Below are 25,738 nucleotides of genomic sequence, written 5' to 3' on the forward strand. Positions count from 1 at the left end.
CCGGCGGTCGGATCGCCTCGTATCAGTCACCGGGCGCCACGCGCGCAGGACGCCGTGGCACCCTGGGCCCATGAACCAGCCCGACGCCGACCGCCCCGACCCGCCCGTCCCCTACCGGCAGGTGCGCGCCGTCTGGGACGCGCGGTCCATCACCGTCTACCAGGCCTACGGCCCCGCCATCGCCGGCCCCGCCGTGGCGGCCGGGCGCTTCGTGCCGCCTTTCAGCCGCAGCCGCATGACGTGGGTCAAGCCCTCCTTCCTGTGGATGATGTACCGCAGCGGCTGGGCGACCAAGCCGGGCCAGGAGCGGATCCTGGCCGTCACCATGTCCAGGTCCGGCTTCGAGGAGGCCCTGGGCCGCTCGTGCCTGAGCCACATGGACCCCGCCGTCCACACCAGTCGCGAGCAGTGGGCCGCCCTCAAGGCGCGCAGCCCCGTCCGCGTCCAGTGGGACCCCGAGCGCAGCGCCTCGCTGAGCCCCCTGCCGTACCGCTCCCTCCAGGTCGGGATCGGCCCGGGCGCCGTCGACGACTACGTGGACCGCTGGGTCCTCGCCCTGCGGGACATTACCGACGACGTCGCCCGCCTGCGCTCCCTGCCCGCCCTGGCCGCCGCGGACCTGCCCCGCGAGCGCCCGTACCCGCTGCCCGACGCACTGGCCTCGCGGATCGGCGCCACCGCAACCGCGCCACCGGCAGCGGCGCCGTGACTCCCGGGGCGGACGGCCCCTCACTCGCGCGGGCCGGCCTGCGCCCGTACGGGCCGACAAAGGCGGAGGCCGGGGTCGGGGTTGGTCGTCCGGTCGTCCGGTCTTCCGGGCCCCCGGCCCGCCGGCGCCGCCCCGGAATCATCTAGGACCGGCCGCCGGCTGGGACCCGGGTCCGTCGCACGACCGGAATGACGGCCGTGAGCCGTCCCGACCTGCCTTAACCTGCCCCGGCCCCACTACACCACACGCGTATACACTGCGTATATACTGCTGGCCATGGACACCCGACTCACGCTCCTCGGCCTGCTGGGCTCCGGGCCCGGCTACGGCTACGACCTCAAGCTCAGCTGGGACCGCTGGTTCGCCCAGACCAAGCCGCTGGCCTTCGGCCAGGTCTACTCCTCCCTGGCCCGCCTCCTGCGCGACAGCCTCATCATCCAGGTCGGCGCCGAGCCCGGGGCCGGCCCCGCGCGCAAGCGCTACGAGATCACCGAGGCCGGCCGCGCCGCCGTCGAGGACTGGATCCGCCGGCCGGAGGTCCCCTCCGACTCGATCCAGGCGGACCTGTTCGCAAAGACCGTGATCGCCCTCCTCCTGGGCGACGACGCCGAGCGCCTCCTCGACCTGCAGCGCGCCGCCCACACCGCGCGCATGCGCGAGCTCACCCGCCTCAAGCAGGACGGCGACCTGCGCACCGTGCTGCTCGCCGACCACGCCCTGTTCCACCTGGAGGCCGACCTGCGCTGGATCGACCTGACGGCCGCCCGCCTGACCGAGCTGCGCGAGGAGGTGCGCGCATGAGCGCCGCGCCCCGCGTCATTATGCGCGCCCGGGGCCTGGAGCTCGCCTTCGGGACCACCCGGGCCCTGCGCGGCATCGACCTCGACGTCGTCGCCGGGGAGGTCCTGGCCGTCACCGGGCCGTCCGGGTCGGGCAAGTCCACTCTTCTGCACGTCATGGCCGGGGTCCTGGTCCCCGACGCGGGCAGCGTCGGCTACGACGGGCGCGACGTCGTCGCCCTGGGCGAGGCCGACCGCTCCCGCCTGCGCCTGGCCGAGTTCGGTTTCGTCTTCCAGTTCGGCCAGCTCCTGCCGGACCTGTCCGCCCTGGACAACGTCACCATCCCTCTGCTGCTGGCGAGGACTCCGCGCAGGCAGGCCCTGGAGAGGGCCCGCGCCCAGCTCGCCGAGCTCGGCCTGGACGGGCGCGAGGACAGGCTCCCCACCCAGCTCTCCGGCGGGCAGGCCCAGCGGGTCGCCGTCGCCCGCGCCCTGGTGGCTCGCCCACGGATCCTCTTCGCGGACGAGCCCACCGGCGCCCTGGACTCCCTGGCCGCCGAGCAGACCATGCAGGTCCTGGTCCGCGCCACCCGGGCTGCCGGCACCGCCCTGGTCATCATCACCCACGACCCGCGCACCGCCGCCTACGCCGACCGCGAGGCCATCGTCCGCGACGGGCGCCTGAGCACCGGGACCGGGCTCGTGGAGGAGGCACGATGAAGGATCTGGCACTGGCCCGCCTCGTCATCGCCGGCGACGGCCCGTCACGGCGCCGCCTCCTGGGCATCGTCGCCGGGGTCATGGTCGGGATCACCGTCTTCCTCATGCTGGCGGCGGCCTCGCAGGCGTTCGGCGAGCGCAGCCGGCGCTCCACCTGGCACCAGCCCGTCTCGACCAGCCCCACCTACCTGGAGCCGGACACGGTCCTGACCCCGGCCACGGCGGCGATCGCCTCCACCACCGACTACTACGGGGACCGGATCATCACCGTCGTGCTCGTGGCCGCCACGCCCGACACGCGCGTGCGCGTCCCCGGCTCCGACGTCGTGCCCCGGCCGGGCCAGTACGTGGCCTCTCCGGCGCTGGCCGGGCTCATCGCGTCCGCCCCCGCCGACCAGCTCGGGGACCGCTACGGCGAGCAGGCCGGCGCCCTGTCCGACGACGCCGTGGAGGGCCCGGACTCGCTCGTGGCGGTCATCGGGATGGACCAGTGGCAGATCCTGGCCCGGCAGGGCTCGGGCGCCCCGCCGCAGGTCGTCACCGAGCTCGTCGGCTACGACTACGCCTCCCAGGTCTGGCGGATCGTCGCCGCCATCGGTGCGATCGCGATCCTCGTCCCGGTGCTCCTCCTGATCGCCATCGTCACCGACCTGGGCGCCGCCCAGAGGGCCGAGCGCTTCGCGACCCTGCGCCTGATCGGGGCGACGCCCGGGCAGGTGGCCCGGATCGCCGCGACGGAGACGGCGGCCACGACCCTGCTGGGGGCGCTGCTCGGGGTCGGCGCCTACCTCGCCCTCATCCCGGTGGCGGCGCGCATTGTGATCAGCTCCTCCCGCTTCTTCCCCCGCGATCTGCTCGCCTCCCCCGCGGTCGTCGCCGCCACCGTCCTCGGCACGACGCTCGGCGCCTCCGCGGTGGCCTGGTGGCGCACCCGGCGCGCGGGCATCGGCCCGCTGGGGGCGTCCCGCGAGCGCAGCGAGCGCCCGCCCCGGTCCCTGTCCCTGCTGCCGCTGCTGGCGGGCCTGGCCGGGCTCGCGGCGGTCCGGGCGCTCTCAGGCTCCGAGACCCCGCCCATGGTCCTGGGCCGCCTCCTCGTGGGCTCGTTCTGCCTGACCATGCTGGGGCTGCTGTGGGCCGGACCGTTCCTGACCTCCTGGAGCGCCCGGCTGGCCCGGCGCGGCGCCCGCAGCGCGGCCCAGGTCATCAGCCTGGGGCGGCTGGCGCAGCACCCGCGGGCGGCCTTCCGGGCGGTGGGCGGCCTCGTCGTCGCCGTCTACGCCGTCACGCTCTTCGCAGTCGCCATCACGGCGGCGGCCGGCACCACCACCCCCGCCCAGGGGGCCGGCTACCTCTCGACGACGACGCTCTACGCCACGGCGGGACCGGCCGACCCGGCCGCGCTCGGGGCCGCGGCCGGCCGGCTAGACGACGTCGAGGGGGTGCGGACCGTCGCCGTGGCGAGCATGGAGGTGCCGCGCGGGAGCGGGTCATCCGGGTCATCCGGGTCATCCCAGGACCAGGAGGAGGACCCGGACGAGGACCAGGACGCGGCCTACACGCGGCTGGTGCTCTCCGTCGAGGACGCCCGCGCCCTGGGGGCCGCGGACGCGCAGTCGGACACGGGCTGGGTGAGCGTGTCCTCCAGATGGCTGGCCGACGCCGCCGCCGATCCGCTGCCCGCCGAGGCTCCCGGGGAGGGGCCCGCACCGGCGGTGCTGCTCGTGGGCACCGACGGCGGGGCGGGTGCGCTGGAGCGGGCGCGCACCGCCATGGAGACCTCCGACCTGGACCTGACAATGTACCCGCTCACGCGCAGCGACAGGGTCGAGGTCATGGCCATGGCCCTGGAGAACCAGTTCGCGGCGCTGGGGTACATCGGCATCCTCATCGCGGCGGGCGTGTCCACCGCCTCGCTGGCGGTGTCCGCCGTCGCCTCCCTGCTGGCGCGGCGCCGGGTGCTGTCCCTGCTGCGCCTGGTCGGCATGCCGCGCGACGTCCTGCGCCGCTCGGTGGCCTACGAGACCCTGCTGCCGGTGGCCACCGTGCTCGCCCTGAGCATCGGGGCGGCGGTGTACACGGCCTGGGTGCTCGTCACGGGCACGTCCTCGCGCTCGATCGACTGGCCGGCCGGCTCCTACTACGCCGTGGTCGGGGCGTGCCTGGCACTGACGGGAGCGGCGATCGCGGCAAGCGCACGGGCGGCGGGCCGGATGGTCTCAGGAGGCACGGTGCGCTTCGAGTAGCGGCACGGTGCGCTTCGAGTAGCGGCGCCGGCGCGACTCGTCGGTCTGCGCGAGCCGGGCACAAGGCCCCTGCCAGCCCTGACAGACGCCCTGCAGGCGGAACTTAGGTTAGGGGCGCCTTGCTCCTAGGCCATTCGTCCCTCTACTCTTGCAGCGCAGATGTCGCGTCGGCATCGTGCCGCGCGCGAACACCTGCAACGTCATAACACTCGCTCAACGACGAGGTCCACTACCGCCATGGTCAAGCGCCAGATCCCCAATCCGAACGAGATCTTCGATCTGCTCCACTTCAAGAAGCCCGACCTGAACGCCAAGCGCCGTCGGCTCCAGTCGGCTCAGACCATCTGGGACCTGCGCACGATCGCCAGGCGCCGCACTCCCGCCGCCGCCTTCGACTACACCGACGGCGCCGCCGAGGGCGAGATCTCCCTGCGCCGGGCCCGCCAGGCCTTCCGCGACGTCGAGTTCCACCCCGATATCCTGCGGCCGGCGCCCAGCGTCGACACCTCCTGCCAGATCCTGGGCGGGACCTCCGCCATGCCCTTCGGCATCGCCCCGACCGGCTTCACCCGCCTCATGCAGACCGAGGGCGAGGTCGCGGGCGCCGGGGCCGCGGGCGCGGCCGGCATCCCGTTCACCCTGTCCACCCTGGGCACGGCCTCCATCGAGGAGGTCAGGGACGCCAACCCGCACGGGCGGAACTGGTTCCAGCTCTACGTCATGCGCAAGCGGGAGATCTCCTACGGCCTGGTCGAGCGCGCCGCGCGGGCGGGCTTCGACACCCTCATGTTCACCGTCGACACCCCGGTGGCCGGGGCCCGCCTGCGCGACCGGCGCAACGGGTTCTCCATCCCGCCGCAGATCACCGCGGGGACGGTCCTCAACGCGATCCCGCGCCCGTGGTGGTGGTTCGACTTCCTGACCACCCCGAAGCTCGAGTTCGCCTCCCTGAAGAGCACCGGCGGCACCGTCGGCCAGCTGCTCGACTCCGCCATGGACCCGACGATCAGCTACGACGACCTCGAGGTCATCCGCTCCATGTGGCCGGGCCGGATCGTTATCAAGGGCGTGCAGAACATCCCGGACGCCAAGCGGCTGCTCGACCACGGCGTGGACGGCATCATCCTGTCCAACCACGGCGGGCGCCAGCTCGACCGCGCCCCGGTCCCCTTCCGGCTCCTGCCCGAGCTCGTCCGCGAGGTCGGCTCCGACGCCACCGTCATGATCGACACCGGCATTATGAACGGCGCCGACATCATCGCTTCCGTCGCCCTGGGCGCGAGGTTCACGATCATCGGCCGCGCCTACCTCTACGGCCTCATGGCGGGCGGGCGCGCCGGGGTGGACCGCGCCATCGAGATCCTGTCGGAGGAGATCGTGCGCACCATGAAGCTCCTGGGCGTCTCGAGCATCGAGGAGCTCGAGCCGCGTCACGTCACCCAGCTCACGCGCCTGGTGCCGGTGCGCGGCCAGGTCAGGGCGGCCGCCGACGCCGTCGCCCGCTGACCGGGCGGGCCCCGCCCGCCCCGCGTTAGTGCTACCGTCACGAACCAGTACGGGCAGCCGGTCAGGGCCGGAGTGTCGTCGTTCGCGGCCGTCACGCCGCCCCGCACAGCCTCAGCACCCCTCCGCACCGGATCGAGGAGCCAGCCATGACACTGACGACCGACGAGGCCTCGCATACGAGCTTTGCCCTGACGAGGCTCAAGAAGGGGTACAGCACGGAGGAGGTCGACGCCTTCATGCAGGAGGTCGTCGCAGCCCTGCGCTCGTGGGAGACAGGCACGGCCGTCGGCGCGCTCCCGCCTGCCGACGGCAGCGAGCCGGCCGAACACGACAGCCGGGCGGCCGGCGCCTCATACGGGGTGCTGACCTCCCGTGATGTGACGAGCAAGATATTCACCTCGACCAGGTTCCGCAACGGCTACGAGCCGGACCAGGTCGATGCCTTCATGCGGGAGGCCGCCGCGGCCCTGCTCGCCTGGGAGACGGGCACCGTCGTCGGCGCGCCGCAGAAGATGCTGACGGCCCAGGACGTCATGGACGCGAAGTTCCAGGCCAGCAGCAAGTTCGGCGAGGGCTACGAGCAGGACGAGGTCGACGAGTTCCTCGACGACGTCGCCGGGACCCTGCGCGCATGGGAGGCGAGCGGCGCGGATGGCGCGTCCCGGCCCGACGGCGCACCCCCGGGGGCGCTGACCTCCGAGGCCGTGGCAAACAAGATGTTCCAGGTCACCCGGTTCCGCGAGGGCTATGAGCAGGACGAGGTCGACGAGCTCCTAGACACCATCATGCGCGTGCTGCGGGACTATGAGGCCCGCAGCGGTCATTGAAAACCACTGCAGAACGACCCGGCCGCAGGAGAGAGGGAAATATGACAACCACCCAGCCGACTAGGACCAGAAGTTGGACCCCCGATACGCTCCGTACGGGTCCGTCCAAGGACGACCGGGGACTGCTCGGCCAGCCCAGGGGGCTTCCCTGGATGCTCAACGTCGAGATGTGGGAGCGCTTCTCCTACTACGGGATGCGCGCCATTCTCCTCTTCTTCATCACCGACGAGATAGCCAGTGGCGGCCTTGGGATAAGCCCGAACACCGGTGAGACCATTCTGGCGGTCTACGGTGCGGCCGTATTCCTGCTGTCGATCCCCGGCGGCGTCTTCGCCGACCGCGTCATAGGGCCTTGGCGGTCCACCTTCTACGGGGGGATCGTCATTATGGCGGGCCACATATGTCTCTCCATCCCCATCGACTCCCTGGCCTGGGCGGGCATTGTCCTGGTGGCCGTCGGAACCGGGTTCATCAAGCCGAACCTCTCCACGATCGTCGGCGGCCTGTACGACCAGGGCGACCCGCGCCGCGACACCGGTTTCCAGCTGTTCTACATGTCGATCAACGTCGGCGCCTTCGCCTCGCCGCTGGTCACCGGCTGGCTGCGAGCCCACTACGGCTATCACGCAGGATTCTCCGCGGCCGCGATCGGCATGGCCTTCGCACTCGTCGCCTTCGTCTACGGGCGCAGCAAGCTCTCCGCCTTCGCCTTCGACGTGCCCAACCCGCTCGATGCCGAGGACCGCAGCAGGCTGCTCCTGGTCTCGCTCGGCGCGGCGGCGGGGACCGTCTTCGTGGCATGGGCCCTCTACCTGCTCCTGGGGACGTGGCCCGACGCCATCGCGTACACGATCTTCGTGATCGCCCTGGGCGCGTCGATCGCCTACTTCGTCATCATGTTCCGCTCCCCCAAGGTGACCGGCCCGGAGCGCACCCACATGCGCGCCTACATCTCCCTGTGGGTCGGAGCCGTCCTGTTCTTCATGATCTTCGAGCAGGCCTCGGGCAAGATGGCGATCTTCTCCAAGTCCCACACCGACGGGACGACGCCCTTCGGATGGGTCATCAGCCCCGAGGCGTACCAGTCCGTGAATCCGGCCGTCATCGTCATCCTGGCTCCGCTGGTCGGCTGGTTCTTCTCCCGCCGCCTGGGCCGGGCCATCCCCACCGTGACCAAGTTCGCCACCGCCGTGCTCATTATCGGCCTGTCCGCACTCATGATGGGATACGGCTTCCACTCCTGGACCGGCGGGGAGGACGGGCCCCTGGCGCCCTGGTGGTTCCTGGCGGTCGTCTTCATCGTCCAGACCGTCGGCGAGCTGTTCCTCTCACCGGTCGGCCTGTCCACCACCACGGCGCTGGCCCCCAAGAGCTTCGCCTCCCAGGCCATGGTCCTGTGGCTGCTGGCCTCGGCCACCGGCCAGGGACTGGCCGCCGTCGTCATCGCCAACACCGAGAGCATCAGCGACGCGACCTACTACTACGGCCTGGGCGCGATCACCATCGTCGTCGCCATCGCCATCTTCGCCGCCGCCCCCTGGACCCAGCGCCAGATGGCTGACATCAGCGCCGTCTCCACGGAGTAAGTCCCTCTCCCCTCCCGCCGGCCCCGCCCGATCGGGCGGCGGTATGGAGTCGTCGTCGGGAGCACCTGCCGCTGGGGTGTTCCCGACGACGATCAAGATATCATTCATGTTTCCTCGCTCACTGTAGGCTGACTCGGTACCTGTGGTCAGGCACCGAACTCCCTCATAACCGATCAACCGGCTCGGCCGCAGGAGAGAGGGAAATATGACAACCACCCAGCCGACTAGGACCAGAAGTTGGACCCCCGATACGCTCCGCACAGGCCCCTCAAAAGCAGATCGAGGACTTTTAGGTCATCCCCGGGGACTTCCCTGGATGCTCAACGTCGAGATGTGGGAGCGCTTCTCCTACTACGGGATGCGCGCCATTCTCCTCTTCTTCATCACCGACGAGGTCGTCAACGGCGGCCTGGGGATAGATGACAATACCGGCGCCGTCATCCTGGCGATATACGGCGCGGCCGTCTACCTGCTGTCAATCCCCGGCGGCATCTTCGCCGACCGCGTCATAGGGCCTTGGCGGTCCGCCCTCTACGGGGGAGTCGTCATTATGGCGGGCCACCTGTGCCTGTCCACCCCCATTGTCCCCCTGGCATGGACGGGAATCGTCCTGGTTGCCACCGGAACCGGGTTCATCAAGCCGAACCTCTCCACGATCGTCGGCGGCCTGTACGACCAGGGCGACCCGCGCCGCGACACCGGCTTCCAGCTGTTCTACATGTCGATCAACGTCGGCGCCTTCGCCTCGCCGCTGGTCACCGGCTGGCTGCGAGCCCACTACGGCTATCACGCAGGATTCGCGGCCGCCGCGATCGGCATGGCCTTCGCACTCGTCGCCTTCGTCTACGGGCGCAGCAAGCTCTCCGCCTTCGCCTTCGACGTGCCCAACCCGTTCCAGGAAGACGACCGCCGCAGGCTGCTCCTGGTCTCGCTCGGCGCGGCGGCAGCCATCGCCCTGGCCGCGGGAGCTCTCTACGGGCTCCTGGGGTCTTTGTCCGATACCATCGCATACACGACATTCGTGATCGCCCTGGGCGCGTCGATCGCCTACTTCGTCATCATGTTCCGCTCCCCCAAGGTGACCGGCCCGGAGCGCACCCACATGCGCGCCTACATCTCCCTGTGGGTCGGAGCCGTCCTGTTCTGGATGATCTACGAGCAGGCCTCGGGCAAGATGGCGATCTTCTCCAAGTCCCACACCGACGGGACGACGCCCTTCGGATGGGTCATCAGCCCCGAGGCGTACCAGTCCGTCAGCCCGGCCACCATCGTCATCCTGGCTCCGCTGGTCGGCTGGTTCTTCTCCCGCCGCCTGGGCCGGGCCATCCCCACCGTGACCAAGTTCGCCACCGCCGTGCTCATTATCGGCCTGTCCGCACTCATGATGGGATACGGCTTCGGCACCTGGACCGGCGGGGAGAGCCTGGCGCCCTGGTGGTTCCTGGCGGTCGTCTTCATCGTCCAGACCGTCGGCGAGCTGTTCCTCTCACCGGTCGGCCTGTCCACCACCACAGCGCTGGCCCCCAAGAGCTTCGCCTCCCAGGCCATGGTCCTGTGGCTGCTGGCCTCGGCCACCGGCCAGGGACTGGCCGCCGTCGTCATCGCCAACACCAGGCACATAGGTGACGCGACCTACTACTACGGCCTGGGCGCGGCGACGATCGTCGTCGCCATCGCCATCTTCGCCGCCGCCCCCTGGACCCAGCGCCAGATGGCCGACGTCGATGCGCCCGGTCCGCAGTAGCCGCCGGCCCGGCCCCGCCGCCCCCCTCCAGCCCCTTTCGCCGAGATCGGTTCACTTCCGGCTCGAGATCGGTCCCCATCCCCTTCGACCTGAGTGAGCCCGCCTGCCCGCGGCTGACGGACTCCGCCTGCTTCCGTCCTCGACAGTGGAGTATCACACCGAAGGCGGCCACGACGATTCACCCGACTCCGGCGGCCTGCGGCACCCCCGCACGTCGAGCCGCGGAAGCGAATCGACGCCTGGAGGGCAGAGCCGCGAGCTCTACTCGGGGCCGGCGCGCGCAAGCCCCTGTGCGCATCGCCACCCGGAGCCCGCGCCCGCCCGTTACCCGCCCCGGGGCGCGGTCACACGTCGTCGGCGCCCTGCTTGAGCCCGACGAGGCTGAACCGTGCAGCGCTCACCGAGCGGCCGCTGTGCCTGGCGCCGGTCGCCATGTAGGCCACGTCGCCGGCGCTCAGCTCGTGCTCGACGCCGTCGATGGAGAACCTGATCGTGCCCTCGAGGACGTGCAGGACCGTCGGCATGGGCGAGGGCTCCTCCTCATGAATCAGCTGGTCGGCGCCGAGGACGAACTCGACGACGATCAGCTGCTCGTTGTTGACGACCTCGCGGACCTTCTTCTCTCCCGCGGTCATCGGGAAGTCGGCCGACAGGCCGGTATGGACGCTGGACTCGCGTGCTGAACTCGTGCTCTCGCTGATGGACATACGGCTATCCCCTCAGGTAGTGCGACTCGTCTTCCGCCGAGCGCTCCCGCCCGGCAGACAGAACATAACCCACACTTTTTCCCGGATCAAGCCTTGTTTATTTGAGCGCCGGGCGCGTGAAACCGAACCGCCCCGGGCGCCGCCTCAGGAGCGCCGCACCAGGGGGAAGGTGATGGTCTCGCGGATGCCCTGGCCGGTGAGCACCATGAGGAGCCGGTCGATGCCCATGCCCATGCCGCCGCTGGGCGGGAAGCCCTGCTCCATGGCGACCAGGAAGTCCTCGTCCAGGACCATGGCCTCGGGGTCGCCGTTGGCGGCGGCGAGCGCCTGGGCCTCGAAACGCTCGCGCTGGACCACGGGGTCGGCCAGCTCGGAGTAGGCGGTGGCCGTCTCGCAGCCGCGCACGTACAGGTCCCACTTCTCGGTCAGGCCTGGGCGCGAGCGGTGGTAGCGGGTCAGCGGGGAGGTGTCCTCGGGGAAGTCGTAGACGAAGGTGGGGGCCCACAGCTTGTTGCCCACCAGCTCCTCGAAGATGTCCTCCACGACCTTGCCGGCCACGGCGTAGTCGTCCACCTCCAGGCCGATCCGCTCGGCGTGGGCCACCAGGTGCTCTCGCGGGGTCTCCACGGTGATCTCCTCCCCCAGCGCCTGGGAGACGGAGGTGTACAGGTCGATCTTGTCCCACTCGCCCGACAGGTCGTACTCGGTGCCGTCGCCGAGCCGCACGACCTCGCCGCCCTCGGGCAGGCCGAAGGCATCGCGCGCCGCCTGCTGGACCAGGTTGCGGGTCAGCTCGGCCATACCGTTGTAGTCGGAGTAGGCCTCGTAGGCCTCCAGGGCCGTGAACTCCGGGGAGTGGGAGGAGTCGGCACCCTCGTTGCGGAAGTTGCGGTTGATCTCGAAGACGCGGTCCACGCCCCCCACCACGGCGCGCTTGAGGTAGATCTCGGTGGCGATGCGCAGGTAGAGGTCCATGTCGAAGGCGTTCATGTGGGTGATGAACGGGCGGGCGGCCGCCCCACCGTGGATGACCTGGAGCATGGGGGTCTCCAGCTCCAGGTAGTCGCGACGGTGGAAGTTCGCCCGCAGGGAGCGTACGACGGCGGCGCGGGTGCGCACCATGTCGCGGGCAGCCGGGCGGGTGAGCAGGTCGAGCTCGCGGCGGCGCGCCCGGTTCTCCTCGTTCAGGCTGACCTCCTCGCCCTCCTGGTTGGTCCAGACCTTGGGCAGCGGGCGCAGGGCCTTGGAGGCGATCCGCCAGGCGGGGACGGCGACGTCGTCGTCCCCGAGCTCGGCCGGCGCGGCGGCGTCGGCGCCCTCGCGCAGCACGGGCTCGGCCATGACCGACAGCTCACCGCGGCGCGAGGAGATGACGCGGCCGTGGACGAAGAGGTGGTCGCCCAGGTCGACGTCGGACTTGAAGGCCGCCAGGGAGGTGTGGCCCGCACCCGGCAGGGCCTTGGCCGACAGCATGGCCTGGAGGGTGGTGCCGGCGCCGTCGGCGAGGGTGACGAAGCACAGGCGGCCGGTGTTGCGCAGGAAGACCACGCGCCCGGCCACGCCGACGACGTCGTCGGTCTCCTGCCCGGCCCTCAGGTGGCCGTAGGCCTCGCGGACCGCGGCGATCGTGGTGGTGATGGGGAGCTGGACCGGGTAGGGGTCCCAGCCCTCGGAGCGCAGGCGGTCGCGCTTGGCGGCGCGGACCTCGAACTGCTCGCCCGGGCCTGGGTCCTGCTTGGGCTGAGCGGGCTGCCGGGGACCGCCGGCCTGCTCAGAGGCTTGAGTGCTGTCGGGCTCGGGGACGGCGTTCTGCCGGGTCGCATCGGTCACGCGCGCGAGTCTAATGCGGCCGAGGGGGCGCGCGCCCCGGTGCGGCCGCGAGGCATCGGCCACGCGCCCGCCGGAGCGCCGGGCTCCACAGGCGGGCGCCGCGCAGGGCCCAGGACCGGTCCTGTGGATAGTTCTCCAGAGGCATGGAGAATTGCGGCATCCTGGATATATGGACCTCGCGATCAGTACTCTTTTGAGCCGAGTCGATGCGTTGCACGGCGTCGCCCACTGGGACGAGGTCCTGCGCGAGCCGGCCGATCGTACCGCCAAGGACGCGGCCATTGCCATGGGGGAGCTGACCGAGCCTTACCGTCGGCTACTCGTCCGCCCGGGAACCGAGCGGAGTATTGTGCGAGCGCGCCACTTCCGCGGCCGCCTCACGTGCGCCAGCGCCGCGCAGGTGCTCGGCTACCCCATGTGGAGCCCGCCGAGCGATCTTCATATCGCAGTCCCGGCGAACCGCTCAGTACGCCCATCGGCGAGCAGGCCTCTCGCCGGCGTCCGTATTCACCGACCGGCGACGCTGACTCCGATGACGGTCGACGACTTCCCCCTGGTCCGTCCGGCCGAGGTCGTCGCCTGCGCCCTAGTCTGCCTGAATGAGCTCGATGCCATCTGCATCGCGGACGCGGCGCTCAACCACGGGGACACGACGAAGGAGGACATTGCCGAGCTGCTGGTCGGCCGGTACTCGAAGAACGCACGCATGCGCCTGAACAAAGCCGACGCGGCAGCGCGATCACACCTGGAGACGCGAACCCGGTTGTGTCTACGGGAGGCCGGGCTGTGGGTCGAGACCGGCGTCGTACTCGAAGGCGTCGGTGAGGTCGACACACTCGTCGAGGGCTGGCTCATCGTCGAGGAGGACGGATTCGAGTTCCACTCCTCCAAGGGGCAGTTCGTGCGCGACCGGAACCGGGACCAGAGCGCCCTCGCCGCCGGTTATGTGCCGCTGCGGCTGACCTACGACGATGTAGCTGCCGGCGAGAGGACGATTCTGAGCATTGTGAGCAGGGCTCTGCGAGGTGTTGCACATTCGTCGCGTCTGCGCATTCCAGAAAACCGCGCCATTCTGCGGAATCTGGGGTGGGCGTGAGGCAAAGCCCCGTCTCCTGTGTGCGCAGCACCCCCTCTGCGCACATGGGAGCGCGTCAACCCATCTTGACGGTTCGCAGCAAAGACCAGAATCCTGCGGAAAAGTAGGCACTGCTGCGCAACAACCCGCTTCTCCCATGTGCAACCCTCGCCGCCGGCCGCGCACAGCGCACAAGCCGGCTCTCGGTCGCGTCCCGGGAGCCGGGCCTCGCTGGCGGAAGAGCCCGGATCAAGGCGACCTGGGGCGAGCGCGGGGCATCTCATCGGTGCAGGGCCTGCTGCACCGCGAGCAGCACCTCGCCGACCACGGCCTCGGCGGCCGGGACGTTGGGATGATCCGGGTCGGCGATGACCAGGCGCATCTCGGGGGCCCGGAACACCTCCCCACCCCCGGGGCCGGGGACCATCTCGCCCAGGTACCCGCCGCTCCAGGCATTGAGAGCGGCCAGGCGCCGAGAGTCCCCCCGCAGGAGCGCCTCGGCCAGCTCCTGGCGGGGGAGTCCCAGCTCGGCGGCGACATCTTCGGCGTACGCCTCGAGCTCGGCCGGGGTGTCCGCCCAGTACCCGGTCTCGGTGGTTGCGGGTTCTCGGCGCAGGAGACTGGGGTGAGCCAGGATGATCGCGGGCGCCTCCCAGTACCGTCCCGCGTAATGGGGACCGGCGTGGCGGCTGCTCATGGGGCGGAAACGGACCCGGACGCCGTCGGTGGTGAGCAGGACCGGACTCTGAGCCCTGTTCTCGAGCGTGAGCACGCTGATCGTCTGCCGCGTCAGGGCGAGATGGACCAGAAGCAGGTCGGTCATGGGAGTGCCGTAGGGGGACAGGGGCTGCGGACCGAGGTAGAAGGCGGGGACGCTGAGGATGGCCGGCTCCTCATGCATGAGGCTGTAGGCGGGCGGGAGGGGCTCCTCGGGCCTGCGCGTGCGGAAGACGCGCCGGAGCAGTAAGACGAGCAGGACCAGCAGGACGACCCGCCGACCGCGGCGGCCGCGCCGACCACCCCCAGCCCTATGAGCCGACGGATCAGGAACCTCACGAGCTCCACGATCTGGATGACTATCCCGAGCCCGATGACAAAGACAACGACCTTCAGCTGCATCCGGCGGTAGGGGGTGTGCCAGTCGGTCATACAGGCTCCTTGAAGGAGAACGCGTTATCAGAGGACGCGTCAGCTTGCCGGACAGTTAAGAAGCCCGAAGTCTACCGGAGCAATCCGCCCCGGTCAGGCGGGCGGGACGGCCCACCCGGGCAGGGGACCCGACGAGCCTGGCCCCGGCAGAACCTGCTGCACCGCGGCCAGCACATCGCCGACCACGGCCTCGTCGGCCGGGTCGTCGGGCCGGTCCGGGTCGGCGACGACGAGGCGCATCTCAGGGGCCCGGAACACAGGCCCCCTGGAGGAGAGGACCATCTCCCCCAGGTAGCCCCCGCAGGCGGCGTTGAGAGCGGCCACGCTCTGGGGATCTCCGCGCAGGAGCGCGTCGGCCACCTCCTCGTAAAGGAGCCCCGTCTCGGCGGCGATCTCCTGGGCGTAGGCGACCAGCTCCTCCGGGCCGTCCACCCAGTACCGCTCGGCCTCCAGGCCCCCGACGGCCTGGGGGTAAAGGAGACTGGGATGGGCGATCACCAGGCCCGGCACCATCTGCCCCGGCCACTGCCCACCGGCACGGGGACAGGGCAGAAGGCGGAAGCGAACCCGGGCGCCGTCGGCATCGCACAGGACAGTGCCATCCGCCGCATAGCCGACCTCAGCCTCCGCGGGCCGCACGCTCACGGTCTGACGCGTGACTATCAGGAGTACCCTGTCGGTCATGGGAGCGCCGTCAGAGCCCACCGGCTGGGGACCCAGGTAGAAGGCCGGACACCTGAGGGTGGTCTTCTCATCGAGCTGGCTGATCATAAGACGCCGCGCCGGGGTCATAGGGCCGATCCTGACCTTCCGCACATCCCTGATGACCGGGATCATCAGGATCAGCAGGACAAGTGCGATCACGCCGAGAACGACCGCCAGGGCAAGGCCGCCCCTCCCGGCCTCATTGGCCTTGACGCCGATGTACCGCAGTCCCAGGGCAACAGCGATGATCACGATCCAGACGGCACTGGTCTTCCCTGCGGAGAGCCTCCTACTCATTCGGGCACCCCGGGAGCACGGCGGGACGGGCACAGCACGGCGGGCCGGGCACGGCGGAGGGGGCGCGCGGGCTCCATGACGCTGCCTCTCAGGACCAGTCCGGCACGGTGACGGCCCCCTGCACAATGCTCTCGTGGAACCACCGCGGCTGCACCGACATGCAGAAGTCGGCGGGGAACCAGTCGGACGGCAGGTCGTCGGCCGGGACGGGCCTCCTGCTGAGCCGCAGGGCCAGGCCGCGGGCCGTGCGCCGGCTATCCCACGGCGCCGGGGCGTCGGCCAGGAAGTCGGAGAGCAGCCGCGCATAGGCAGGGCCGAGATAGCACCACGGCACCGGGCGCATCGGCAGCCCGGCCAGGGCCGTGTCCCCCAGGCTGACCTCCTGCGGGCTCTGCGCCTGCGCCCCGGGCATCACGCTCCCGCTGTACGCACGGTCCCAGCCCTCCAGGACCTCGGCCAGCGCCAGCTCGGCCCCCAGCTCGTCGGCGACCGCGACGAGCACCTCGTGGAGCCTGTCCAGCGCGGCCTCGTCGAGCGCACCGAGCTCGACCGCGCACTCGACGTCGTACATGCCGTACGGCTCCTCCGGCACACTGGGGAGTATCTCCACCGTGTCGATCGGGCCCGGACCGGTCAGGTGCACCCCGTAGTCGCCGGTGCGTCTGATGTCGTCCGCCGCCGCGACACTCGCCCGGGTCAGTGCCAGCATTCGCGCCCTGCCGGTGTACTCGGTGGGCAGCCAGTCCGGCACCACCCGGCCGACGGCCCGCACCCAGGCGGTGACCGGGTCGGCGCACACCGCCTCGCGCACGAACCACCGCAGCTGGACCACCCGGAAGGAATTCTCCGGAATGTCGTAGAGATCGTCGTCGAAATCGGGGACCGCCGCCCCGCCGGCCGGCCACACCACGCGCCGGTAGAAGTCGGCGACGACGCCATCGCACCGGCGCGCCAGGTCCTTGGCGATCTCGAGGCCGCGGTCCCCGGCGGGGGCGGATCGCCGGCCGGCCGGCCACTCGAGCTCGTAGCAGAAGGGGAGCTCGCTGCGCCCGGAGATCTCCTTGACGTAGTCGACGAAGTCGAGGGACACGTCCAGAGAGGCCTCGTCGAGCGTCAGAATCGGACGCACGCGGTCGTTGATGCTGATGCGCGTCCCATCGCCGTCGCGTCCTTCAATAATGAAATCGGGGGCGGCCGCGCGCGCATCGGCCAGCGTCAGCTCGCGGCGCGTATACAGCTCGAGTTCAGAAATATCCTTGCCCTGCATGCTCACCACTCTATCCAGGGTGAGTGACTCGCGCAGACCGAGACTCGGATCAGGCCGAATAATCAGCCGCGGGCGGCGGCGAAGGCAATGCCGGAGGGAGCCAGTCCCTGAAGCCGGGCGACGTCGGAGTCGGCGGGAACCTGGCCGGGCTCGCGCCCCCGCTCCACGACGTGGTTGTGCTCGTCCACGAAGACGACGTGCGGCAGGTAGGTGCGGGCACGGCCCTCGTCCAGCTGGGAGTAGGCGATGAGGATGACGACATCGCCGGGGTCCACCAGGTGAGCGGCGGCGCCGTTGACGCAGATCTGCCCCGACCCGCGCTCGCCGGGGATGACATAGGTGGACAGGCGGCTGCCGTTGGTGCAGTCGCAGATGTCGACGCGCTCGCCCGGCAGGAGGTCGGCGGCGTCGAGGAGGTCGGCGTCCACGGTGATGGAGCCGACGTAGTCGAGGTCGGCCCGGGTCACCGTGGCACGGTGGATCTTGGACGTCATCATGGTCCGCAGGCGTGAGGTCATCGCGGCAAGGGTAGGTGTGGCGGCGGGTCCCGCCAAGGCCCGGAACCCGGATGGTGACTGACTCGACAGGCCGTAGGCCCGACGGCGGCGGCCGGCAGAGGCCCGACGGCGGCGGCCGGGCCGCAGGCCACTCCGGGTCGACGCGGGTCACCGCAGGTTGATCTGGGCGTTGTCAATGAGCCGGGTCGTGCCCACCCTGGCGGCCAGCGCCAGCAGGACCGGCCCGGCGGGCCGAGCGGTTCCAGCGGGCCGAACCGTCCCGGCGGCCCCGCGAGCCTCACCGGAGGCGGGCAGGCCGAGCCCCGCAGCCGGCAGGCCGAGCCCCGCGCCCGCCAGGTCCACGAAGCTGTCCGGATCGACCACGGCCGCGTAGTCCACCTCGACGCCGGGTGCGGCCGCCAGCACCCCGAGCGCCGCGGCCCTGATCCCGGCCGCGTCCTCCCCGGCCCGCGCCGCCTCCCGGCCGGCGTCCAGCGCCCGGGACAGGGCCAGGGCCCGCTCGCGCTCCTGCGCGCTCAGGTAGGCGTTGCGCGAGCTCATGGCCAGGCCGTCCGCCTCACGACGGATCTCGACCGGCACGATCTCGACCGGCACGGCGAGGTCGCGGACCATGGCGCGCACGATCGCCAGCTGCTGGGCGTCCTTGCGGCCGAACAGCGCCCACCGCGGTCGGGTCAGGTGCATGAGGGTCAGCACCACCTGGGCCACGCCCGCGAAGTGGGTGGGCCGGGTGGCGCCCTCCAGAACGGTGGCGATCGGGCCGGGGTCGATGCGCACGGCCGGCTCGCCGTACGGGTACATGACCTCGGGCGCGGGGGCGAAGACGATGAGCCGCCCGACGGCGAGCGCGCCCCCGACCGGTGCGCGCAGGACGGCGGTCAGGCCCTCGACGTCGGCCTCCAGGGTGCGCGGGTAGGTCTCCAGGTCCTCCCCCGCGGCGAACTGGAGCGGGTTGACGAAGATGGTGACGACGATGGTGCCCTCCGGCCCGACCCGGCGGGCGGCCTCGGCCACGAGGTCGAGGTGGCCCTGGTGGAGCGCCCCCATGGTCATCACCACGGCACGGGGCACACCGCCGGCCCTGTCGGCCCTGTCGTCAATGGCGAGGGCGGCGGCGAGCTCGTCGCGGCTGCGGGCCAGGGTCACCCGGTCGTGGCCGGGTGCGGAGGCGCCGGATTCGGGGGATGCGGGGGATGCGGAAGGAACGGGGAGCGTCATGGACCCCACGCTAGATGATCGGTTCCAACGGTGCGCCGGGGGCTCTTGGATGGGCGCCCTCGGCCGGCTCGGCCGGACCGCAGCGTCAGGCAGGCGCCTCGAACCGATCTCGGCGCGGAAGTGAACCGATCTCGGCGAAAGGGGGCTTGGGTACGGAGACGGGAACGGGGGCGATGCCGAGCGGGCCCGGCTCACCCGGCGTCGTCGTCCGGCGCGAGCGCCCCGCGCAGCCCGTCGGCCTGCGCCGGCGCGATCCTCCCGGTGTCCTCGGCGCGCTGCGCCGTCGCCCGCGCGAGCGCCCGGTAGGTGTCCACGACGTCCTCCAGCCGGCGCCCCTCGCCGTCGCGCAGGGCCTCCAGCGCCTCCAGGTGGGAGCGGACGGTGCCAGCGTCGCCGCGCGAGACCGGGCCGGTCAGCGCGGCGTCGGCACCTTCGGTCAGGACCCGGTCCAGCGCCGCGGTCAGCAGCGGGCCGAGGGTGGCGGCGCCGTCCTCAACGCCGGCGGCCGCCAGGACGCGCACAGCCTGACCGACGAGGGTCACCAGGTGGTTCGCACCGTGGGCCAGCGCTGCGTGGTAGGCGGGGCGGGAGGCCTCGGGCAGGACGAAGGGCTCACCGCCGAGCTCGACGGCCAGGGCCTGCGCGATGGGCAGGACGGCGTCGGGGGCGGTCACGGCCATGGGGCAGCCGGTCAGGCGGGCCACGTCGGTGGAGAACCCGCCGAAGGTCATGGCCGGGTGGAGGGCGAGCGGAATGGCGCCGAGCCGGCGGGCGGGCTCGAGGATCCCGATGCCGTAGCGCCCCGAGGTGTGGACGACCAGCTGGCCGGGCTGCCACCGGCCGAGGTCGGCCAGGCCCTTGACGAGCGCGGCCAGGGCGTCGTCGGGAACGGCGAGCAGCACAAGCTCGGCGCGCTCGACGATCTTGTCGACGCCGAGCACGGGGACGCCGGGCAGAAGAGCCTCGGCGCGCTCGCGGCTGGCCGTCGAGACGGCGTGCACGCCGATGACCTGGTGGTCGACGGCGCGCAGGGCGCTGCCCAGCACCACACCCACGCGTCCGGCGGAGATAATGCCGACGCCGAGCCGGCCGGGGCGGGGGCTGGCGGAGGAGGACGAGGAGCTCTCGGGCATGGTGCCGATCGTCTCACGCCGCGCCGGCCGGTCCGGGCGGGTCTCCGGGGCCGGCGGGGTCTCCGGGGGCCTCGTCCACGGCCCGGGCGAGCCAGCGGTCGAGCCTCTCGGCACGACGACGGCGCAGCGCCCGCTCGGAGACGACCCGCTGGATCGCGGTCGCGTCGGCGATGTCGAGGTTGCTCAGGCCCGTGGGCACCGAGTGGTCCACCATGTCAAGGTGGATCGCGGCCAGGCCGCGGCGCCGGGCGAAGGGTCCCTGGCGCACCCGCATGGACTGGATGCGCTCGTAGGGCACCACGCCGGTGCGCCGCCACCAGCGGCCGGTGCGCAGCACGACGCACGTACCGGTCAGGGCGATCGCCTCGCGGCGCCAGGCCAGCGGCGAGAAGATCTTGCCGCGCGGCGAGACGCGGACGAATCCCCGCTCCGGCGCGCCCACCGGCGCGTCCGGCCGCCCCGCGCCGTCGTCGCCCGTCCCGGACAGCGCCGCGGCGAGGAAGCCGACGGGGTCGGGGACCCCGAGGTCGGGCACCACCAGCCACAGCGCCCGCAGCGCGGTGTCCCGCTCCCCCACGGGCAGCAGCACGCTGCCGGCGCTGCCCGCGCCGCCGGCGCGCCCCTCGCTCGACCCGGAGGAGGCGTCGGACGGGCTCCTCCCCCTTCTTCCGGCCACGCTGGTCCTCACCCGCCACCAGTCCCTGCGGCGCCACAGCGGGCTCTGCTCGATGCTCACGCCGTGAACCCGTCCCGGCGGGAGCGTCGCGGAGACCTCGGCGGTGAGCCCGAACCGCATGCGGATGCCGGTCGGCGTCGCGGCCGCCTGGAAGCCCCAGCTGCGGTTGAAGCGGCCCCACACGGCTCCGACCATCGTGGCGGGGCCCGCGACCGCCGACAGCAGGACGCCGGCGCCCATGGCGCTGACGCCTCTGGCGACGATCGTGACGACGGTCGCCGCGACGACGAGGACGACGATCAGGACGACCCCCAGGGTCGTCACCGACCGGATGATCGAGCCGATGAGGATCGCGGGCTCCACGGTGTACAGCGGGTGCTCCTCGCGCCTGCCGGCGCTGCGCAGCGGCGAGGCGCCGACGGCGTCCTCGAAGCCGAGGGGAGCGGTCCGGCGGACAGGGCCGGCGGAGTCGCCACCGCCGGCGGGGTCGCCAGGGCCAGCGGGGCCGGCGGGGTGGGGGCCGGCGCCATCAGACCGGTCGCCGTCGGCACCGCCCGCACCGGCCGCCCCGTCGGCACCGCCCGCACCGGCCGCAAGGTCGAGGATACGGTCGCGCAGCTCCTCGAGCCGGTCGGTGCCCAGGTAGCCGATGACGACGCGCGAGTCCGACCCGCCCGCGACCTCCACCGTCAGCTGCCCCAGGCCGAAGACCCGCCCCAGCAGCGGGTGGACGATATCGACGGACTGGATGCGCGGCGAGCGCGCCACCCGCAGCCGCTTGACCAGGATGCCACGGCGCAGGTAGACGCCGTCGCGGTCCACGGCGTAGGTCGTGACCCACCACTGCGCGAAGAAGACGGCGACGACCGCCGCGCCCGCGAGCAGGGTCCCCGCCACGGCCCAGCGCACGACGCCGCGGGTCAGGTCGAGCCCGTGGGCAGTGGCGTACCGGTAGGCCTCGACCAGGTTGTCGGCGTTGCGGACGGTGAGGACCGCGACGACCGCGGTGACGACCTTCCACCCCTCCAGGAGCGGGGAGATCGGGTGCATGCGCCGCCAGTCGACGTCGTCGGGCACGGCGATGCGGCGCCCGGCGCTCACAGCCCGGCCATTCTCTGCTCGCCGCGGTCGGCGAGCAGGCGCCGCAGGTGCTCGGCCTCCCTGACCGGCAGCCCGTTGATGGTGGCGTCCGTGGTCGCCGCGGCCGTGTGGAGGCGGACCTCGGCGATCCCCAGCCGGGCGGCGAGCGGCCCCTGCGAGGTGTCGACGTACTGCATCCGCCCGTAGGGGACCACGCATATGCGCCGGAACATAATGCCTTTGCGCCACAGGAGGTGGTCGTCGGTCAGGGCGTACCCCATGGCGCGCACCTGGCGCGGGATGAGCCAGGCGGCCCAGGCGGCGGCGACCACCATGGTCGCGACGCCAGCCCACAGCCACGGGCTGCCCGTGAGCGCGCCGACGGCGAGAGCGGCGGCAGGCACCCCGAGGCCGGTCAGGGCGCCCATGAGGCGGACGGCGATGAGCCTGGGCGAGACGGGCCGGAAGGCGACGCCCGGCGGGCTGAAGGGGTCGCCGTCGGGGGTCGGCTCGTTGGGAACGCTCATCCGTGCTCCTTGATCAGACTGATCAGACTGTGGTGCCGTCCAGCGGCGGGGCCGCCCGCCGGCAGGCTCGAGAGAATCCTCTCAGGCGGGGGCGCCGCCGTCGGGAACGGAGGAGGACCCCGAGCCGCGTCCACCGTGATCGTCGTCGTCATCGACGTCGATGGCGCACCAGTGCTCCACGAGCAGGCCGATGCCGCACCACAGGAGGCAGGAGGCCAGGCAGGCGCCCGCGGACCACGCCAGCGCGGTCATGTCGGGCGAGGGAGGGGAGAGCAGGGCCGTGGCGAGCTCGCCGGCGTAGATCCCCCCGACGAAGGCTCCGACGATCGCCGAGGCCTGGGCGGCGACGGCGGTCGTGGCCGCGCCGGTCGGCGTGATCCAGGTGGGCTCGTGGGCGCGCAGGCGCCGCACGGCGAGCCCGGCGATGAGCACGACGACGGCGATCACCACGGCGACCGCGGCTCCCCAGGACGTCAGCAACGGCACCCACCCGCGATGGCGCAGCGAGAGGTCGCAGGCGACCCAGGTGACGACGGCGGGCGCGATCAGGCACGCGAGGACCGTGGCCCAGCGCGTGCGGAACATCAGAGGCCCTGCCCCGGCCCACCGCCCCTGCCGAGGACGTCGCCCCAGCCCGGGGGCGAGACCCAGGACTCGTCCTGCGGATCGTCCTGCGGGGCCGAGCCCACCTGCGGGGCCGAGCCCACCTGCGGCGCTGACCCGGCCTGGGGCGCGGAGCCGGCCTGGGGCGCGGAGCCGACCCCGGGCATCCGCGAGTAGCTCGGGTCCTGCGGCAGCTGCGGGTCGCCGAGCACGTCCGCGACCGGCTCGTCGGAGTAGACCCCGACCGCCCCGACGTCGGCGGGCAGGCCGCCCGCCGCGGCGCCGGGCCCGACCTCGCCGGGGCCCCCGGGCTCGGGGACGGCCGCGGCCGGCCCAGCCTGGTCGTCGCCGGACTCGGGCGGCGCGACGTACTGGCCGGTCGGCAGCGCGGGCAGGTGGTCGGACTCCAGCCAGTCGAGGGCGAGCCAGCGCACGCCGTCGCGGTCGGGGGCGGTCTCGGCGAGGGAGGCGACGTACTGGTTGCCGATCTCGGCGAAGGGGTCGGCCTGGGCCCAGGGGACCAGGACGAAGGCGCGCTGGGCCGCGCGCGGGTGCGGCAGGACCAGCTCGGGGTCGTCGGAGGTGACGCCCTCGTAGGTGATCACGTCCACGTCCAGGGTGCGCGGGCCCTGGGGCTCGGTGCGCACGCGCCCGGCGTCGTCCTCCATGTCCTGGCAGACGGCGAGGACCTCGCGGGGCGAGAGGGTCGTGGACGCCAGGACGACGGTGTTGAGGTAGTCGGGCTGCTCCGGACCGCCGGGCTCGACAATGGCGGCCGTGCGGGCCAGCGGCGCGACGCTGGAGACCTCGATGCCCTCGGTGCTCCGCAGGGTGCGCACGGCGTTGCGCAGGGCCGGGACCACCCCGCCGACGTTGCCGCCCAGCGCGAGGACCACATCGGCCGGCTGGGCCGGACGCTGATCCAGGACGTCGACCGGGGCCGCCATGGGGGCGGCGGACGCGGCCATGTTGTCGGCGGGCCCGCCCTGCCACGGCTGGGCCGGCTCGGAGACGTCGCCGATCCCGGGGATGCCGGCATCGTCCGTGACGGCGCGCTGCCACGGGCGGGCGGTCTCGTCGGAAGCGTAGGCGTCGGCTGGGGCGCTCTCCCACGGCATGCCCGCGAGCGGGTCGCCGGGAGCGGCGTCCGCCGACGATCCCGCCCACTGCTCGGCGCCTCCCGGGCTCGGGGCGCCCTCGGCCGCCCAGGTCTCGCCGGCGCCCCGGCCCGTGTTGTCCGCGGCGGCCATCCCGGCATCCATGGCGGCCCCCGCGGCGGGGGCCCCGATCGGGCCGCCGAGGGCGGCCTCGGGAGGCTGGGCGGCCCACTGGTCGCGGCCGGGGTCCGCCTCGGGGGCAGCGCTCTGAGCCGGCGAGCGGCTGGACAGCGGGTTGTGGCCCTCGCCGCCGGTGCGGTGGATCGTCACCGAGATGTCCTCGAAGGCGACGTCCAGGGGCGCCTGCGGCTTGTGGATGGTGACCTCGGCGGCGGTCACGCGTGGGAAGCCCAGCACGGCCTCGCTGACGCGGGCGGCCAGGGTCTCGATGAGGCTCACCGGCTCGCCCTCGATGACGGCGATGACCGCCCGGGCAACCTCCGAGTAGTCGATGGCGTCCTTGATCTCGTCGGTGACGGAGGCGACGGCGGTGCCGCGCTCGCCCAGGTCGAGGGTGACGTCGGCGGTGAAGAGCTGGCCCTCGGTGCGTTCGAAGGGGAGGACGCCGTGGTACCCGCGGGCGGACAGGCCCGACAACCGGATCCGGTCGGGTGTGGTGGTGCTCATCGGTGTTCCTTCCAGAGGGAGGCGGTTCGGACGGCGTCCCGGCTGGCCGGGACCTCATGGACTCTCACGGCCCAGGCGCCGGCGAGGGCGGCAAGGGCCGAGGTGGCTGCGGTGGCAGCATCGCGGGCGATCGGGTCGGCCGCGGCGGAGTCGGGCAGGCTCAGGGACAGGAAGCGCTTGCGCGAGGTCCCGATGAGGACGGGCTGCCCCAGGTCCTGGCGCAGGCGCTCGGTGGCGGCCAGGAGCCGCCATGACTGTGGGTGGGTCTTGGCGAAGCCGAGGCCGGGGTCGACGACGATCTGGGAGCGGTCGGCCCCGGCGGCCTCGAGCTCGCCCAGGCGCTCGCACAGCTCGGCCTCGACGCCATCCACGACGCCGCCGAAGGCGCTGTAGTCGGTCAGGCGATCCATGGTCTCGGGGTCGCCGCGCCAGTGCTGACAGACGTAGACGACGCCGCAGGCGGCCACCACCCGGTGCATGTCGGGGTCGGCCAGGCCGCCGGAGACGTCGTTGACGACGACGGCGCCGGCTCTGACGGCCGCCTCGGCGGTGGCGGCGTTGATGGTGTCGATGGAGACGGCCGCACCGTCGTCCGCGAGCGCCCGCACGACGGGGATGACGCGCGCCTGCTCGTCCTCGGGGGTGACGCGGGCGGCGCCGGGGCGGGTGGACTCGCCGCCGACGTCGACAATGTCGGCGCCCTGGGCGAGAAGCTGGCGGCCGTGGGCGACCGCGAGCTCGGCGGTATCCCAACGGCCGCCGTCGGAGAAGGAATCGGGGGTGACGTTGATAATGCCCATAATCAGGGTCCGTCCGGCCGCGGAGGCCTCCGCGAGAGAAGTCGGCAGAGGCGCCGGCACGGGGCGCAAAGCATCAGTCACCCTCCCAGCGTAACGGTGCACGCGAATTTCTTCGGGATCAGCGGGGCGGAATAAGTCGAGTCGTGAGTCCTTCCACTGCCGGCCGAGCACCGCGCCCGGGCTTCCCGCGCCCCTCGTCCTGCGCCGGGCCGGGGCCGGGCCGACGGCGCAGCGACCCGGACGGAGAACCGCGCC

At 72.3% G+C, this 25,738-nt stretch carries 22 protein-coding genes; 9 read left to right on the forward strand and 13 right to left on the reverse strand.

From position 1 onward, the window contains the following. Nucleotides 1-70: 70 nt before the first annotated feature. From AIF0345_RS13445 to AIF0345_RS13480, 8 genes are all read left to right on the forward strand, one after another. Nucleotides 71-709, forward strand: a complete 639-nt coding sequence (locus tag AIF0345_RS13445; protein WP_052375151.1) for a DUF4291 domain-containing protein — start codon at nucleotides 71-73, stop codon at nucleotides 707-709. 276 nt (nucleotides 710-985) lie between these two features. After that, nucleotides 986-1,510, forward strand: a complete 525-nt coding sequence (locus tag AIF0345_RS13450) for a PadR family transcriptional regulator (RefSeq protein ID WP_043563683.1) — start codon at nucleotides 986-988, stop codon at nucleotides 1,508-1,510. Then, on the forward strand, nucleotides 1,507-2,208 hold the full coding sequence (locus AIF0345_RS13455) for an ABC transporter ATP-binding protein (RefSeq protein WP_268917850.1): 702 nt from the start codon (nucleotides 1,507-1,509) through the stop codon (nucleotides 2,206-2,208). The genes AIF0345_RS13450 and AIF0345_RS13455 overlap by 4 nt, the downstream gene beginning before the upstream one ends. Continuing rightward, entirely contained in the window at nucleotides 2,205-4,451 is a 2,247-nt protein-coding gene (locus tag AIF0345_RS13460) for an FtsX-like permease family protein (RefSeq protein WP_268917849.1), read from the forward strand. Before AIF0345_RS13455 ends, AIF0345_RS13460 begins: the two co-directional genes overlap by 4 nt. Before the next feature lie 237 nt (nucleotides 4,452-4,688). Continuing rightward, nucleotides 4,689-5,957, forward strand: a complete 1,269-nt coding sequence (locus tag AIF0345_RS13465; RefSeq protein WP_268917848.1) for an alpha-hydroxy acid oxidase — start codon at nucleotides 4,689-4,691, stop codon at nucleotides 5,955-5,957. 146 nt (nucleotides 5,958-6,103) lie between these two features. Next, nucleotides 6,104-6,784, forward strand: a complete 681-nt coding sequence (locus tag AIF0345_RS13470; RefSeq protein WP_285296419.1) for a DivIVA domain-containing protein — start codon at nucleotides 6,104-6,106, stop codon at nucleotides 6,782-6,784. A 41-nt stretch (nucleotides 6,785-6,825) separates the two neighbouring features. Beyond that, on the forward strand, nucleotides 6,826-8,370 hold the full coding sequence (locus AIF0345_RS13475) for a peptide MFS transporter (RefSeq protein ID WP_285296420.1): 1,545 nt from the start codon (nucleotides 6,826-6,828) through the stop codon (nucleotides 8,368-8,370). A 205-nt stretch (nucleotides 8,371-8,575) separates the two neighbouring features. Next, on the forward strand, nucleotides 8,576-10,114 hold the full coding sequence (locus AIF0345_RS13480; RefSeq protein ID WP_285296421.1) for a peptide MFS transporter: 1,539 nt from the start codon (nucleotides 8,576-8,578) through the stop codon (nucleotides 10,112-10,114). A 344-nt stretch (nucleotides 10,115-10,458) separates the two neighbouring features. Here the strand turns inward: AIF0345_RS13480 and AIF0345_RS13485 are convergent, their stop codons facing one another. Both AIF0345_RS13485 and AIF0345_RS13490 read right to left on the reverse strand, forming a co-directional pair. Then, entirely contained in the window at nucleotides 10,459-10,821 is a 363-nt protein-coding gene (locus AIF0345_RS13485; protein ID WP_268917845.1) for a cupin domain-containing protein, read from the reverse strand. Nucleotides 10,822-10,965: 144 nt separating this feature from the next. Then, nucleotides 10,966-12,651: a lysine--tRNA ligase gene (locus AIF0345_RS13490; protein WP_285296422.1), complete on the reverse strand. Its 1,686-nt coding sequence runs from the start codon at nucleotides 12,649-12,651 to the stop codon at nucleotides 10,966-10,968. A gap of 169 nt (nucleotides 12,652-12,820) precedes the next feature. Here AIF0345_RS13490 and AIF0345_RS13495 point away from each other — a divergent pair, with 169 nt between their 5' ends. Next, nucleotides 12,821-13,747, forward strand: a complete 927-nt coding sequence (locus AIF0345_RS13495; RefSeq protein ID WP_285296423.1) for a hypothetical protein — start codon at nucleotides 12,821-12,823, stop codon at nucleotides 13,745-13,747. A 259-nt stretch (nucleotides 13,748-14,006) separates the two neighbouring features. Here AIF0345_RS13495 and AIF0345_RS13500 read toward each other — a convergent pair whose 3' ends face one another. From AIF0345_RS13500 to folP, 11 genes are all read right to left on the reverse strand, one after another. Next, complete coding sequence (locus tag AIF0345_RS13500) at nucleotides 14,007-14,627, reverse strand: hypothetical protein (RefSeq protein ID WP_285296424.1); 621 nt, start codon at nucleotides 14,625-14,627, stop codon at nucleotides 14,007-14,009. A gap of 341 nt (nucleotides 14,628-14,968) precedes the next feature. Then, complete coding sequence (locus AIF0345_RS13505) at nucleotides 14,969-15,832, reverse strand: hypothetical protein (protein WP_285296425.1); 864 nt, start codon at nucleotides 15,830-15,832, stop codon at nucleotides 14,969-14,971. Between the two features lie 133 nt (nucleotides 15,833-15,965). After that, entirely contained in the window at nucleotides 15,966-17,144 is a 1,179-nt protein-coding gene (locus AIF0345_RS13510) for a hypothetical protein (protein WP_285297949.1), read from the reverse strand. 62 nt (nucleotides 17,145-17,206) lie between these two features. Further along, nucleotides 17,207-17,662 (reverse strand): aspartate 1-decarboxylase, encoded by a 456-nt coding sequence (gene panD / locus AIF0345_RS13515; protein WP_285296426.1) that lies wholly within the window; start codon nucleotides 17,660-17,662, stop codon nucleotides 17,207-17,209. Between the two features lie 147 nt (nucleotides 17,663-17,809). Continuing rightward, on the reverse strand, nucleotides 17,810-18,880 hold the full coding sequence (panC, locus tag AIF0345_RS13520) for a pantoate--beta-alanine ligase (protein ID WP_285296427.1): 1,071 nt from the start codon (nucleotides 18,878-18,880) through the stop codon (nucleotides 17,810-17,812). 191 nt (nucleotides 18,881-19,071) lie between these two features. Then, nucleotides 19,072-20,013 (reverse strand): Rossmann-like and DUF2520 domain-containing protein, encoded by a 942-nt coding sequence (locus tag AIF0345_RS13525; RefSeq protein ID WP_285296428.1) that lies wholly within the window; start codon nucleotides 20,011-20,013, stop codon nucleotides 19,072-19,074. Between the two features lie 13 nt (nucleotides 20,014-20,026). Beyond that, nucleotides 20,027-21,790, reverse strand: coding sequence for a PH domain-containing protein (locus AIF0345_RS13530; protein WP_285296429.1), 1,764 nt, complete (start codon nucleotides 21,788-21,790; stop codon nucleotides 20,027-20,029). Next, complete coding sequence (locus AIF0345_RS13535) at nucleotides 21,787-22,296, reverse strand: PH domain-containing protein (protein ID WP_285296430.1); 510 nt, start codon at nucleotides 22,294-22,296, stop codon at nucleotides 21,787-21,789. Before AIF0345_RS13535 ends, AIF0345_RS13530 begins: the two co-directional genes overlap by 4 nt. A gap of 81 nt (nucleotides 22,297-22,377) precedes the next feature. After that, nucleotides 22,378-22,881 carry a DUF3180 family protein gene (locus AIF0345_RS13540; RefSeq protein ID WP_043564074.1) on the reverse strand — a complete coding sequence of 168 codons (504 nt, stop codon included), beginning with the start codon at nucleotides 22,879-22,881 and terminating at the stop codon, nucleotides 22,378-22,380. After that, on the reverse strand, nucleotides 22,881-24,683 hold the full coding sequence (folK, locus tag AIF0345_RS13545; RefSeq protein WP_268917838.1) for a 2-amino-4-hydroxy-6-hydroxymethyldihydropteridine diphosphokinase: 1,803 nt from the start codon (nucleotides 24,681-24,683) through the stop codon (nucleotides 22,881-22,883). Before folK ends, AIF0345_RS13540 begins: the two co-directional genes overlap by 1 nt. Continuing rightward, the gene (gene folP / locus AIF0345_RS13550; RefSeq protein WP_285296431.1) at nucleotides 24,680-25,564 is read right to left on the reverse strand and encodes a dihydropteroate synthase; all 885 of its coding nucleotides are present in this window, start codon (nucleotides 25,562-25,564) and stop codon (nucleotides 24,680-24,682) included. The genes folK and folP overlap by 4 nt, the downstream gene beginning before the upstream one ends. Nucleotides 25,565-25,738 lie beyond the last annotated feature (174 nt).

The sequence above is a fragment of the Actinomyces israelii genome, from assembly GCF_030253495.1.
Classification (GTDB): Bacteria; Actinomycetota; Actinomycetes; order Actinomycetales; family Actinomycetaceae; genus Actinomyces; species Actinomyces israelii.

Bases quoted from the DNA above. Each gene is read 5' to 3' on its own strand.
- AIF0345_RS13445 (WP_052375151.1), top strand. From the start codon at position 71: ATGAACCAGCCCGACGCCGACCGCCCCGACCCGCCCGTCCCCTACCGG.
- AIF0345_RS13450 (WP_043563683.1), top strand. From the start codon at position 986: ATGGACACCCGACTCACGCTCCTCGGCCTGCTGGGCTCCGGGCCCGGC.
- AIF0345_RS13455 (WP_268917850.1), top strand. From the start codon at position 1,507: ATGAGCGCCGCGCCCCGCGTCATTATGCGCGCCCGGGGCCTGGAGCTC.
- AIF0345_RS13460 (WP_268917849.1), top strand. From the start codon at position 2,205: ATGAAGGATCTGGCACTGGCCCGCCTCGTCATCGCCGGCGACGGCCCG.
- AIF0345_RS13465 (WP_268917848.1), top strand. From the start codon at position 4,689: ATGGTCAAGCGCCAGATCCCCAATCCGAACGAGATCTTCGATCTGCTC.
- AIF0345_RS13470 (WP_285296419.1), top strand. From the start codon at position 6,104: ATGACACTGACGACCGACGAGGCCTCGCATACGAGCTTTGCCCTGACG.
- AIF0345_RS13475 (WP_285296420.1), top strand. From the start codon at position 6,826: ATGACAACCACCCAGCCGACTAGGACCAGAAGTTGGACCCCCGATACG.
- AIF0345_RS13480 (WP_285296421.1), top strand. From the start codon at position 8,576: ATGACAACCACCCAGCCGACTAGGACCAGAAGTTGGACCCCCGATACG.
- AIF0345_RS13485 (WP_268917845.1), bottom strand. From the start codon at position 10,821: ATGTCCATCAGCGAGAGCACGAGTTCAGCACGCGAGTCCAGCGTCCAT.
- AIF0345_RS13495 (WP_285296423.1), top strand. From the start codon at position 12,821: ATGGACCTCGCGATCAGTACTCTTTTGAGCCGAGTCGATGCGTTGCAC.
- AIF0345_RS13500 (WP_285296424.1), bottom strand. From the start codon at position 14,627: ATGCATGAGGAGCCGGCCATCCTCAGCGTCCCCGCCTTCTACCTCGGT.
- AIF0345_RS13510 (WP_285297949.1), bottom strand. From the start codon at position 17,144: ATGCAGGGCAAGGATATTTCTGAACTCGAGCTGTATACGCGCCGCGAG.
- panD (WP_285296426.1), bottom strand. From the start codon at position 17,662: ATGACCTCACGCCTGCGGACCATGATGACGTCCAAGATCCACCGTGCC.
- panC (WP_285296427.1), bottom strand. From the start codon at position 18,880: ATGACGCTCCCCGTTCCTTCCGCATCCCCCGCATCCCCCGAATCCGGC.
- AIF0345_RS13525 (WP_285296428.1), bottom strand. From the start codon at position 20,013: ATGCCCGAGAGCTCCTCGTCCTCCTCCGCCAGCCCCCGCCCCGGCCGG.
- AIF0345_RS13535 (WP_285296430.1), bottom strand. From the start codon at position 22,296: ATGAGCGTTCCCAACGAGCCGACCCCCGACGGCGACCCCTTCAGCCCG.
- AIF0345_RS13540 (WP_043564074.1), bottom strand. From the start codon at position 22,881: ATGTTCCGCACGCGCTGGGCCACGGTCCTCGCGTGCCTGATCGCGCCC.
- folK (WP_268917838.1), bottom strand. From the start codon at position 24,683: ATGAGCACCACCACACCCGACCGGATCCGGTTGTCGGGCCTGTCCGCC.